Origin of the sequence: Streptomyces pathocidini, from assembly GCF_001418495.1 — a bacterium.
GTDB lineage: Bacteria > Actinomycetota > Actinomycetes > Streptomycetales > Streptomycetaceae > Streptomyces > Streptomyces pathocidini.
Genome location: NZ_LIQY01000361.1, coordinates 1 through 11233 on the forward strand (window position 1 = coordinate 1; position 11233 = coordinate 11233).

Annotated in this window: 13 protein-coding genes and 2 pseudogenes; 9 read left to right on the forward strand and 6 right to left on the reverse strand. The window is 70.9% G+C overall.

The annotated features are described in order from the left end of the window. Positions 1–359 precede the first annotated feature (359 nt). The 8 genes and pseudogenes from AOK16_RS28415 to AOK16_RS17285 form a co-directional block, all read left to right on the forward strand. Positions 360–671 (forward strand): annotated as a pseudogene (locus tag AOK16_RS28415) (site-2 protease family protein); the annotation flags it as partial. 2 nt (positions 672–673) lie between these two features. Beyond that, a pseudogene (locus AOK16_RS28420) lies at positions 674–1064 on the forward strand (zinc metalloprotease); the annotation flags it as partial. Between the two features lie 131 nt (positions 1065–1195). Then, positions 1196–1429: a DUF6879 family protein gene (locus AOK16_RS17260; RefSeq protein WP_055473132.1), complete on the forward strand. Its 234-nt coding sequence runs from the start codon at positions 1196–1198 to the stop codon at positions 1427–1429. A 16-nt stretch (positions 1430–1445) separates the two neighbouring features. Next, on the forward strand, positions 1446–2294 hold the full coding sequence (locus AOK16_RS17265) for a helix-turn-helix domain-containing protein (protein WP_055473133.1): 849 nt from the start codon (positions 1446–1448) through the stop codon (positions 2292–2294). Positions 2295–2745: 451 nt separating this feature from the next. Then, the gene (locus AOK16_RS17270) at positions 2746–3231 is read left to right on the forward strand and encodes a hypothetical protein (RefSeq protein ID WP_055473134.1); all 486 of its coding nucleotides are present in this window, start codon (positions 2746–2748) and stop codon (positions 3229–3231) included. 72 nt (positions 3232–3303) lie between these two features. Continuing rightward, positions 3304–3768, forward strand: a complete 465-nt coding sequence (locus AOK16_RS17275) for a hypothetical protein (RefSeq protein ID WP_055473135.1) — start codon at positions 3304–3306, stop codon at positions 3766–3768. Next, positions 3765–4301: an NUDIX domain-containing protein gene (locus tag AOK16_RS17280; protein WP_079101487.1), complete on the forward strand. Its 537-nt coding sequence runs from the start codon at positions 3765–3767 to the stop codon at positions 4299–4301. Before AOK16_RS17275 ends, AOK16_RS17280 begins: the two co-directional genes overlap by 4 nt. A 91-nt stretch (positions 4302–4392) precedes the next feature. Continuing rightward, on the forward strand, positions 4393–5364 hold the full coding sequence (locus AOK16_RS17285) for an aldo/keto reductase (RefSeq protein ID WP_055473141.1): 972 nt from the start codon (positions 4393–4395) through the stop codon (positions 5362–5364). Between the two features lie 99 nt (positions 5365–5463). On the opposite strand, the gene AOK16_RS17290 is transcribed toward AOK16_RS17285, so the two are convergent. The 5 genes from AOK16_RS17290 to AOK16_RS17310 form a co-directional block, all read right to left on the reverse strand. Then, positions 5464–5655 carry a hypothetical protein gene (locus AOK16_RS17290; protein ID WP_055473136.1) on the reverse strand — a complete coding sequence of 64 codons (192 nt, stop codon included), beginning with the start codon at positions 5653–5655 and terminating at the stop codon, positions 5464–5466. Between the two features lie 70 nt (positions 5656–5725). Then, on the reverse strand, positions 5726–6514 hold the full coding sequence (npdG, locus tag AOK16_RS17295) for an NADPH-dependent F420 reductase (protein ID WP_079101488.1): 789 nt from the start codon (positions 6512–6514) through the stop codon (positions 5726–5728). 43 nt (positions 6515–6557) lie between these two features. Further along, positions 6558–7484, reverse strand: a complete 927-nt coding sequence (locus AOK16_RS17300; protein ID WP_079101489.1) for a carbohydrate ABC transporter permease — start codon at positions 7482–7484, stop codon at positions 6558–6560. Beyond that, on the reverse strand, positions 7481–8395 hold the full coding sequence (locus tag AOK16_RS17305; RefSeq protein ID WP_055473137.1) for a carbohydrate ABC transporter permease: 915 nt from the start codon (positions 8393–8395) through the stop codon (positions 7481–7483). The genes AOK16_RS17300 and AOK16_RS17305 overlap by 4 nt, the downstream gene beginning before the upstream one ends. Beyond that, positions 8392–9738 (reverse strand): ABC transporter substrate-binding protein, encoded by a 1347-nt coding sequence (locus AOK16_RS17310; RefSeq protein WP_055473138.1) that lies wholly within the window; start codon positions 9736–9738, stop codon positions 8392–8394. Before AOK16_RS17310 ends, AOK16_RS17305 begins: the two co-directional genes overlap by 4 nt. A 254-nt stretch (positions 9739–9992) precedes the next feature. On the opposite strand from AOK16_RS17310, the gene AOK16_RS17315 reads away from it, so the two are divergent. Then, entirely contained in the window at positions 9993–10598 is a 606-nt protein-coding gene (locus AOK16_RS17315) for a hypothetical protein (RefSeq protein ID WP_055473139.1), read from the forward strand. A gap of 299 nt (positions 10599–10897) precedes the next feature. Here AOK16_RS17315 and AOK16_RS17320 read toward each other — a convergent pair whose 3' ends face one another. Beyond that, the gene (locus AOK16_RS17320; protein ID WP_055473140.1) at positions 10898–11134 is read right to left on the reverse strand and encodes a hypothetical protein; all 237 of its coding nucleotides are present in this window, start codon (positions 11132–11134) and stop codon (positions 10898–10900) included. Positions 11135–11233 lie beyond the last annotated feature (99 nt).

Here is an 11233-nt window from a genome sequence, read left to right on the forward strand (position 1 = left end):
GGTCGGGGCGGGTGCGGCGGTAGGGGCTGCAGCAGCGGTCAGGCATCGGCGGTCGCGGCATCGCCGAGTGAGGCGGCGGGTGCGGTGGCAGGGGCGGGTGCGGCAGTGGTCGCGGCGTCGGCAGTCGCGGCGTCGCCGAGTAAGGCATCGGCGTGTGCAGCATCTGCAAGTGGCATCGCCGAATGCGGCATCGGCGAGTGCGGGCACGCCCGGTAACGAGGTGATCTCACACCGCGTGACGGAGAGGGAACTCACAGCGGGCGCCGAGACGTTGTCACCTCGTCGCCTGTACGGTCGGACGCCCCGGCCGGAGGGCAGGCGGCACCAGCCCTGCCCGTACGCGATCACAGGAGTCCCGTATGACCACCACCGTCGCCCGTGGCGAACGCCGGGTCAGCCCGGTCTTCCTCGGCATCGCCGCGATCATGGCCGTGTCCGGCTGGGCGGTGTGGGCGGACTACTCGGCGAGCACCGGCTTCGCCGTGTTCCTGTTCGTGGTGTCCGGCTGGATCGTGTCGCTGTGCCTGCACGAGTACGCGCACGCGCGCACCGCGCTGCACGGCGGGGACATCTCGATCGGGGCGAAGGGCTATCTCACCCTGAACCCGCTGAAGTACACACACGCGCTGCTGAGCATTGTGCTGCCGGTGCTGTTCGTGATCGCGGGCGGGNNCAACGCGCTGTTCGCGCTGGCCCTGACGGCCCCGTTCTGGACCGGCGCGGTGGACTCCATGCCGGTCGCGTTCCGCTGCGCGCTGGCGTTCCTCGCGCTGCTCCAGGTGACGGCCGCGATCCTCAACTTCCTGCCGGTGCCGGGCCTGGACGGCTACGGCGTGCTCGAACCCTGGCTCTCCCACGGCATCCGCCGCCAGATGGAGCCGTTCGCCCCCTTCGGCCTCCTCGCCGTCTTCGCCCTCCTGTGGATCCCCGAGGTCAACCATGTCTTCTTCACCGCGGTCGACTCGATCCTGCACGCCCTCGGCGTCTCGGAACTCGAAACCTACCTGGGCCAGGAATGGTTCCGCTTCTGGCAGGGCGAACCCCAACTCCCCATTGGGTCCTGACGACTCGCGTCCGCAGCCGTTACGCCCCGACTTCGTCGACCGTCACGTTCCGTTGGTCCATCTTGACGCGCTGTTCTGGAAGGCGGGATGGTCTGCAAGATGCCGCAACCCACTCGACAACGGAGGTTGGCATGGCACTACGGTTCATGGGCATTGACCCCAACACCGGGGGTGAGGGATCGCCGACGATGTGGGTGGAGGAAGAGTCGGCCGACCTGGTGCTCCAGGGGATCAAGGCCGAGCAGGCGTTGGAGGCGCTGGTCAGCGGTACGGAATGGGAAGACCCCGCCGTGGTCAAACTGTGCGCATCGGCGTTCGAGGCCGTGTGGGAACGCGCCGTCGACCACGAGACCTTCACCGTCTGATCCCATACGCGCGTCCATGCCTGTATCTCCCTCCTCCAGCGCTCAGGCGGCCCGTGAAGCACTCGCTGTTCGCCTCACCCACCTACGCAAGGACGCTGGCCTCACCGGGCGAGAGCTTTCTGTGCGGTGCGGCTGGCATCCCGCGAAGACCACGCGCATTCAGAAGGCTGACGTCGCACCCTCGGACTCCGACATCCGCGCCTGGTGCCGCGCTTGCGGGGCCGAGGACCAAGCCGAGGACCTGATCGCCACCGCTCGGGCGGTGGATTCGATGTACGTGGAGTGGCGCAGGCTCCACGGGAACGGCATGCGCAAGGGGCAGGAAGACGTATACGCGCTGTACGAGCGGACGTCGGTCACGCGCGTGTACGTTTCCAACGTCGTCCCGGGCTTCTTCCAGACACCTGGCTATGCGACAGCGCTCATGAGCCGCTTCACCCACTTCCAGGGCACTCCGAACGACATCGCCCAGGCCGTTGCCGCGCGCGTCGCCCGCTCCCGCTTCCTCTTCGAGGGGAACCACCGCTTCGTCGTGCTCATGGAGGAGTGCGTTCTGCGCTACCGCATGGGCGACGCCGAGACATTGGCCGGACAACTGCAGCACCTGCTCGCCGTATTGCCGCTGCCATCGGTCTCCCTCGGAATCATCCCGCTCGCCGCCGAACGCACCATCTGGCCTCTGGAAGCGTTCTACCTCCACGACGGCGCACGCAACGTCGTGGAGACCCTCACTGCCGAGATCAATATCGTCCAACCGCGCGAACTCACCGACTACAGCCGGGCATTCGTCGAACTGTCGAAGATCGCCGTACACGGCGACCGTGCGCGCGGGCACATCACCGCAGCGCTCGACGCCCTGGGGTGAATCCCCCGCAACTTCCCGCAACTTCCTGGAGCCCGCTCTCCCCTCGTCCCTACGGTCCACCACAGAGACCACGGGCGAAACGGAGGACGGGATGGACGCTCCCGGAGCATCGGAACCGCCCCGCATGACACTGCGCGTCAGCCGTGACGGCGGGCAGAGCTGGGGGCCTCGACGCGCGGTCCGATCCGGTGACCCGGAGCGGCTGCCTGCCCCCCCTCGCCTACCCGCCGTGTCAATGCCCGCTGCACTGCGACCAGCGTGAGGCGAAGACGAACCGGTGACCGTCCGATCGATCATTCGAGTCGCCGACTCCGGCCCCTGTCGCGCCACACGGGAATCCCGCCCCGGCCGCCGTTCCTGGCAGGACCCGGCCGGGGCAGGCGGGCCCACAAGGCCCGAGCACGACCGGTGCGCGCATAAGCCGCGCCGACCACACATCGGAGAGGATCTCATGTCCACTCTCACCACCGAGCGGACAATCGCCCGCTCCCTCATGGAGACCAAGCTGTTCGACCGGCTCGTGGCGACCCTGGCTCGGGACCACCGGATGACGCTGCCGCGCGCCACCCGCGTCATGGACCAGGCGCTCGCCTATCTGGCCACCTGCGCGCAGCGGCCCGTCGGTTCGCCCGTGCTCAGCCCCAGCCCGACCGTGGATCTGGGATGGCACGTCTTTCTCCAGTACACCGAGCCGTACGACCGGTGGTTCGCGTCCCACCGCTGGCGGAAGGTCCACCACCACCCCTTCGACGAGCAAGGCGTCGCGTACGAGCCCGCCTCAGTCGTCATCCCCCGCACTGTCGACGCCATCGAGACGGCGGGCTTCGCGGTGGACGAGGAGCTGTGGGCAGCGACGTCACTCAACTGCTCGCAGGGCGGCGCCCCGAAGAACTGCGGCGATGACGGCAAGGGCGGCAACGAGCCCACGGGCTGCTGACCTCAGAACACAACGGACTGTCGGCCTCCGCCTCCCACGTCGCGGAGGTCGACCGGCCTCACAAGGAGCGGAATGAGCAAGGACCGCACGGGCACCAGCCGAGTCACCGTCTTCCGCCTGCTGTACGACTGGCCCGACCGGCACTGCGTCGTCGCATACACGGCCGCTGATTCACTGTCCGCCGTCGTCGCCACGATCCCCGTACCGGGAGTGGAGGGGAGCGACCCCGATCTCGCGCGGGTGGCTGCCGCTCACGCCCCAGGGCGGCTCTACGGCGGGCCGAAGCAGCACGCCGAGGGCGCCTGGTTGGTCAACGTCGGCACCGGTGCGCGGCTCGTCCCCCCGCCCACCTCGTTCGAGGCTCACGCGCCGTGGCGGCTCGAACAACTCCGGTCGTACGAACTGGATACGACCATGTACGGCTACGACAGGGTGCACGTCGGGCAGTTCGAGCTCATCGACTCGGCGCTCGCGGAGAAGGCACACGCGCTGCTGGCCACACCGGCGTCCGTGACCGCTCTACGCTCGCGAGTATGAGCGACGACACCCCAGGCCGTGGGCCGGTCCGTGACGCCTCCGTTGTGGTGGCGCGGGACGCCGCCGGGCTGGTAGCGGTGTTGAGCGCCGTTTTCCCCCGGCACGGCGGCGAGTACCTCTTCCTGCCCGGTGGACGGAAGGAGGCCGGGGAGAGTGACGAGGCGTGTGCGCGGCGGGAGTTGCGGGAAGAGGCTGGGGTCACTGCCGCGTCCTGGAAGTCGCTCGGGTCGTACGCCATCTCGCTCGACTCGGCGGCGCGGGTGCACCTCTTCGAGGCTCGGGACCTTGCGTATGGGGCGCAGGAACTGACCGCCTCGGAAGCGGACTTCAAGCTCTCCTGGTGGCCTCTGGGCGAGGCGATCGGCGCGGCCGTGGAGGGGCGGTTTCTCCTTCCCGCGGGACCGCTGGCGCTGCTGCTCGCACAGCGGGCGGGGCGAATCGGCAAGGCCCGGCCCGTACGTCCCGGCGGCGCGGGGGATCGCGTGGGCGACCTCCCGGCTCCGCGCCCCCTGGGCCCGCAGGCGACCTCCTGACCCGCGTTCAGGACGTCCGCTTATCATCGTCGGGATTTCCGGCGGAACCTCGGCTTCCGCCGGATGACGACCATGACGTGGAGGAATGATCGTGCGCTACCGCGAGCTGGGACGCAGTGGGCTGTCCGTGTCCGAGATCGGCTACGGGACCTGGGGCATCGGTGAGTCCGGGTCCGGCTGGGTGGGCGCCACCGAGGACGAGTCCGTGCGGGCCCTGCACCGCGGGATCGACCTCGGCGTGAACTTCATCGACACCGCCCGCGGCTACGCGGAGAGCGAGCGGATCGTCGGCCGCGTCGTCCGCGAGCGGTCCGGCGCCGGCGTGCTCGTCGCGACCAAGGTCGGGCCGAAGAACGGGATGTTCCCCGCACCCGGCGGCCTGGACCCGGCCGAGACCTTCCCCGGCGCGCACATCCGCGAGAGCGTCGAGACGAGCCTGCGCACCACGGGCCTCGACCACTTCGACGTCCTGCAGTTCCACGTCTGGCACGACGAGTGGATGGGCCGCGGCGACTGGCTGGAGACGATCGCCGAGCTGAAGCAGGAGGGCAAGATCCGCCTCTTCGGTATCTCCAACAACGACCACCAGCCGCACAACGCGCTCGAACTCGTCCGCAGCGGCGTCCTGGACACCGTCCAGGTCATCTACAACGTCTTCGACCAGTCGCCCGCCGACGCGCTGCTGCCCGCCTGCGAGGAGCACGGCGTCGGCGTCATCGTGCGGGTCGCGCTGGACGAGGGCGGCCTCACCGGCCGGATCACCGCCGACACGACCTTCCCCGAGGGCGACGTGCGCCGCCACTACTTCCGCGGCGACCGCCCGGCGCAGGTCGAGCGGCGCGTGGCCGCGATCGTCGACGAGCTCGGGATCGCCCCCGACGAGATCGCCGAGTACGCCCTGCGGTTCGTGCTGAGCTCACCCGCGGTCTCCACGGTCATCCCCGGCATGCGCAGGGTGCGCAACGTCGAGCGCAACACGGCCGTCAGCGACGGGCGGACGCTCACCGCCGACCAGCTGGCCGCGCTGGCCAAGCACCGGTGGGAGCGCAACTTCTACAGCTGACGGCCGGGGCGCGGCTGGGCCCTCATCCCCAGGCCATCCCGGGCGCAGGTGGCGGGGGCTCCGGAAGCCGCGGACCGGGCTCCGGCCCCTGCCCCGGGGTCAGTGGCGCGCCGCTGCCTCGGCGCGCTGCGCGCGGGCCCGGCGGACGGAGAACCAGGTCATGTTGGACGAGACGCCCGCCATCATGATCCAGACGACGCCCACGAGCCAGCTGCCCTGGACGAAGGAGACGACCGCGGCGACCGTGGTCAGCACGCAGACGGCGAGGGCGAAGAGGGCGAGGCGGGGCATGAGGGCTGACTCCTGGGCTCCTGTCCGGGGGCGGGATCCCCGCCATTGTCCCTCACGCCCCGCCATCGCCCTACACGTCCGTGACCCGCAGGCCCGCGTGGGCCTTGTAGCGGCGGTTCGTGGACACGAGGTTGGCGGTCAGGGACTCGATCTGGTGGGCGTTGCGCAGGCGGCCCGCGAAGACGCCGCGGACGCCGGGGATGCGGGCGGCCAGGGCCTGTACGAGGTCGGTGTCCGCACGCACCTCCCCCAGCACCATCACGTCGGTGTCGATCGACTCGATCGCCTCGTCCTGGAGCAGCGCCGCCGACAGGTGGTGGAACGCGGCGGTCACCCGCGACTCCGGCAGCAGGGCCGCCGCCTGCTCGGCGGCGCTGCCCTCCTCCGGGCGGATCGCGTAGGCGCCCTTCTTGTCGAAGCCCAGCGGGTTCACGCAGTCGACGACCAGCTTCCCCGCCAGTTCCTCGCGCAGCCCCTCCAGCGTCTTGCCGTGCCCGTCCCACGGCACGGCCACGATCACGACGTCGCTGCGCCGCGCGCACTCCGCGTTCTCGAACCCCTCGGTGCCCAGGCCCAGTTCGGCGGCCGCGGTCCGCGCACGCTCCTCGCGGCGCGAGCCGATGAGCACCTTCTGGCCGGCCCTGGCCAGCCGGTACGCGAGCCCGCGGCCCTGGTCACCGGTGCCGCCGAGGACCCCGACCACCAGGCCGGACGCGTCCGGCAGGTCCCAGGGGTCCTTGGCGGGCGCAGACGCGGGCGCGGACGCGGCGGAAGCAGCGGAGCCAGAGCCGGAGCCGGCAGTCCTGTTCGCTTCGCCAGGACCGGCGGTCGTGTTCGCTTCGTCGGGAGAAGTCGTCATACGGCGATACTGCCAGGTCCGGCCCCATAACCCTACTCGCGGGTCACTTGACGCTGCCCTCGGTCAGCCCCGTACGCCAGTACCGCTGCAACACGCCCATCAGCACCATCAGCGGGAGCACGGACAGGAACGCGCCGCCGACCGTGTACTGGTACAGCACGGGCTGCCGGTCGGCATAGCCGGTCCACGTGGTCAGGCCCAGCTGGAGCGGGTACAGGTCGGAGTCGGAGAGCATCACCAGCGGCAGGAAGAAGTTGTTCCAGATGTGCACGAACTGGAACAGGAAGACGGTGACCAGCGCCGGCGTCATCAGCCGCAGCACCAGCCGGAAGAAGATCCGCGCCTCCCCCGCCCCGTCGATCCGCGCCGCCTCCAGCAGCGAGTCCGGCACGGCCGCCGCCGCGTAGATCCGGCAGAGGTAGACGCCGAACGGGCTGACGACGCTGGGCACCAGCACCGCCCAGTACGTGTTGGCGAGCCCGATTTCACTGAACAGCAGGTAGAGCGGCAGGGCCAGGGCCGTGCCCGGGATGAGGACCCCGGCCAGGAACACGTTGAAGACAGTCTCCCGCCCCGGGAAGGGGAACTTCGCCAGCGCGTAGCCGGCGGCCGCCGAGAGCAGTGTGGAGGCGACCGCGCCGGCCCCCGCGTACAGGAGGCTGTTGGCGAACCAGCGGACGTAGATCCCGTCCTCGTACGCGAGCAGGTCGCCGAGGTACTCCAGCGGGCGCGGGTCGGCGAACCAGAAGCCGAAGGTGCCGAAGAGGCCCTCGGTGTTCTTGGTGGCCGAGACCACCAGCCAGTAGACGGGCACGAGGAAGTAGACGGCCGCGACGGCCAGCAGCGAGCGCGTGATGATCCGGTGGCGCAGCGGCGGCCGGCCCGGCCCGCCCGCCTTGGCCACGGCCGTGGCGCCCGACCGGCGGGCGGCGGCCCGGCCCGAGTCCCGGTCCTCCGACACGAGCGTCATGCGCCGTCCTTCCCCCGCCGTCCGACGACCCGCAGGAAGCCGAAGGACAGCGCGCAGGCCACGAGCGCCAACAGCACGGCCTCGGCCGCCGCGACGTTCTGGTTGTTGCTCTTGAACGCCTCGTTGTACGCGTTCAGGTTGGGCGTGTAGCCGGAGTCGATGGAGTTCGTCAGCGGCTGGAGCACCAGCGGCTCGGCGAACAGCTGGAGCGTGCCGATGATGCTGAAGACCGTGGTCAGCACCAACGCGGGCCTGATCAGCGGCAGTTTGATGTGGCGGGCGACCTGCCAGGCATTGGCACCGTCGATCCGCGCCGCCTCGTACAGCTCGACCGGCACCGACTTCAGCTGGGCGATCAGGACGAGCATGTTGTAGCCCGCGTACTGCCAGGTGACGATGTTGGCGATGGCCCACAGCACGCTGGAGCGCGAGAGGAAGTCCACGTCCCAGCCGACCGAGCCGGCCATCTCCACGAACGGGCTGATGCCCGGCACGTAGAGGAAGCCCCACAGGATCGAGGCGATCACGCCGGGCACGCCGTACGGCAGGAAGAACGCCGTGCGGAAGAAGCCGACCCAGCGCGCGGAGGCGGCCTCCAGCAGCAGCGCGAGTGCGGTGGCGAGCACGATCATCAGCGGCACCTGCACGAGGCCGAACAGCAGCACCCGCCCGAACCCGGCGGTGAACGTGGGGTCCTGGAGGGCCTGGGCGTAGTTGTCCAGGCCGGTGAACACCTCGTGCGCCCCGCCGCCGAGGCCGAGCGGCCCGGACCGCTCGACCTTCAGCAGGCTGGTGTAGAGCGCGTACGCGATGGGGGCGACGAAGCAGAGGAGGAACAGGGCGGCGAAGGGCAGCAGGAACCCGGACGCCGCCCGGGCGTTGCGGATCTCGCCGCGGGTCGGCCGCCTCACCCGGCCGCCACCTTCAGGCCCTTGTTCCTCAGGTCGTCCACGGTCTGCCGCTGCACCTTGGCCAGGACCGAGCGGAAGGAGCCGCCGCCGGTGAGCACCGCGGTGAAGGCGTCGCCGAAGCGCTGGTAGAGGGTGTCCGTGGCCGGGCCCCACTGCCAGCTGGTGTCCACGGCCTTGCCGGCCTCCTGGAAGACCTTGCTGTAGTCTTGGCCGCCGAAGAACTCCTTGTGGTTCTCCATGTCGGCGTCGGTCCAGCCGGATACGGCGCTGGGCCAGCCGTAGCCGCCGTCGATCAGGAGCTTGACCGACTCGGGGTCGGTGTTGAGCCAGACCGCGAAGTCCATGGCGTCCTGGGGGTACTGGGTGCCGCGGAAGACGGCGGTGGTCGAACCGCCCCAGTTGGCCGAGGCGTTCTCGCCCTTCTTCCACTGCGGCAGCGGTGCGACCCGCCACTTCCCGGCGGTCTTCGGCGCGTTGCCGACCAGCAGCGCGTCGCCCCAACTGGCGCCAACCCAGGCGGGGATGGCACCGGTCTGGATGTCCTTGTACCAGACGCTCTGCCGGTCGGGGACGGTCTTGATCAGCTTCTGCCGGACGAGCGCCTCCCAGTAGTCGGCGACCCTGCGCGTGGGCTCGTCGTCGATGGAGACCGTCCAGGTGTCGCCGTCGACGGCGAACCAGCGGGCCCCGGCCTGCCAGGCGAGGCCGGCGAAGCGGTTGCCGTTGGTGGCCGAGAAGGTCTCGATCCAGGCGCCCTTCCTGCGGATCGCCTTGGCCGCGGCCTCGTACTCGTCCCAGGTCGCCGGGGTCTCGATCTCCCACCGGTCGAAGAGGTCCTGGCGCAGGAACAGGCCCATCGGGCCCGAGGCCTGAGGGATGGCGAAGACGGCGTCGCCGAAGACGCTCTGCTGCCACTGCCAGCCCTCGAACTTGGACTTGACGCCGGCGGCGCCGTACTTCGTCAGGTCCAGCAGCCCGTCGTCGAGGAGGAAGCTGGGCACGATCGGGTACTCGACCTGGCCGAGGTCGGGCGGATTGCCGGCCTTGACGGCGGCGTGCATCTTCGCGTACTGGGCGCCGTTGACGGCCGACACCTGCTCCAACTCGATCCGCACGTCCGGGTTCTTGCTGTTCCACAGGGCGACGGGCTGGTCGATGCCAGGCACCCAGGACCAGAAGGTGAGCGTGATCTTCTCGCCCTTCTTCCGCCCCTTCGGCTCGCCCTCGCCGTACTCGGAGCCGCCGCAGCCGGCGAGCGCGAAGCCCGCGGCGGCGGCCGCGGCTCCGCCGAGAACGGTGCGGCGGGCGGGGCGTGGGCCCGGGCCGGTTCCAGATGCGCTCATGACAGCTCCTCCACGGGGATCCGGCGAAAGTGATCGTGGTGTACGTGCCCCATCGCATACGAGCGCGAGCGCGGACGATTCAGACGTAGGACGTCCCTTGTCCTGCCGCCCGAACCATAGGGAGGGCCCAACTGGTCGTCAAGGCACGCCACATGAACATCAGGTGCGCGGCGGGCGACGCCCGACACCCGTGCGAGGGATGTTGCGCCCGGAGCCTCCCCGCCCCACGCGCGCGTAGGGCAGGATGCGCGGCCATGGACGCCGTACGGGTCGCGCTGCTGCGGGAAGTGCTCGCCGGGACCGAGTGGCTGGAGGCCACCCGGCGGTTCGCGGGCTCCCTGCGGACCTCTCTCGCGCCGCACGGCGGCGGGCTGCTGCTGGTGGGCGGCGAGGCGTACGAGCCGTGGCATCTGGCGGCGCACCTCGACGACGAGGCGGCGTGGTCCGGGCTGCCGGAGCTGTCCCCCACCCTCGTACGGCACCGGGTGCGGGCCGGCGAGCCGCCGCACCTGGCGGTGGGGCTGGGCCGCCTGGAGGCTGCCGGGCGCGGCGAGACGCTGCTGGTGGTGGCGCCGGATCCGCCGGGCGGGCCGCTGCTGGAGCGCGTCCACGGCGCGCGGCGGGCCGGGGCGACCGTGCTGGCACTGGACGGCGGCGACCGCGATCTGCACGCGCTGGCGCACGAGGCACTGGCGGTTCCCGCGGACAGCGACGAGATCGAGCTGGACACGGTCCAGCACCTGGTCAGCGCCGCCGCCGGCGAGAACCGCGTCCCGGGCCCCCGGACCCACTGCTCCTTCCGCGACCGTGTAACCCGCCTCGCGGAACACCTCACGTCACCCCCGCCTACGCGCTGGTGAGCACTGCCGCGAAGGGTGAACGCCCCCCCCGGGTGCCGCCGGGTTCGGCATCGCCGGGCCTCACGGCGCGGGTCACGCGCCGTTCGCGGCGAAAACCTTCCCGCCGCGACGGCGGAACGTCGGACGGCGCGGACCGGCGGTCCGAGCAGGCGGCGGTCCGTGCGGGCGACGGTCCGGCAGGCGGACCGCCGGGCCCAGGCCGCCGTGCGGTCGGGAGCCTCAGCGGACCCGGCGGCCGGGGCCGCGACTGACTCCTAAGGCTCCGCCCGACCCGCGAGGCGGCCCGCCGACGCCGGGTGTCAGCCCTCGTCCGCCTCCCGCCCGGCAGGGCCCCCGTCGTGCCAGCGCGGGTCGTTCTCCCATTGGAGGTTGCGTTCCGCCGCTGTCCGCATGGCGTCCTCGGCCTCGGGGCGAGTGGCGTAGGGGCCGAAGCGGTCCTTGGCCGGGCACTCCGGACCCTCCTCGACCTTCTTGTGCTCCAGGCAGTAGTACCACTCGCCCGGCTTGCCGACCGTTCTCTTCTTGAACAGCGCCATGGTCGCGGCTCCTCTCTCTGCCGCCATGCTGCCCGATCGGCTCTCGATACACTCGCCGGCATGTCTGGCCAGTCGCTTCTCGCCCCCGGGACCCTGTCC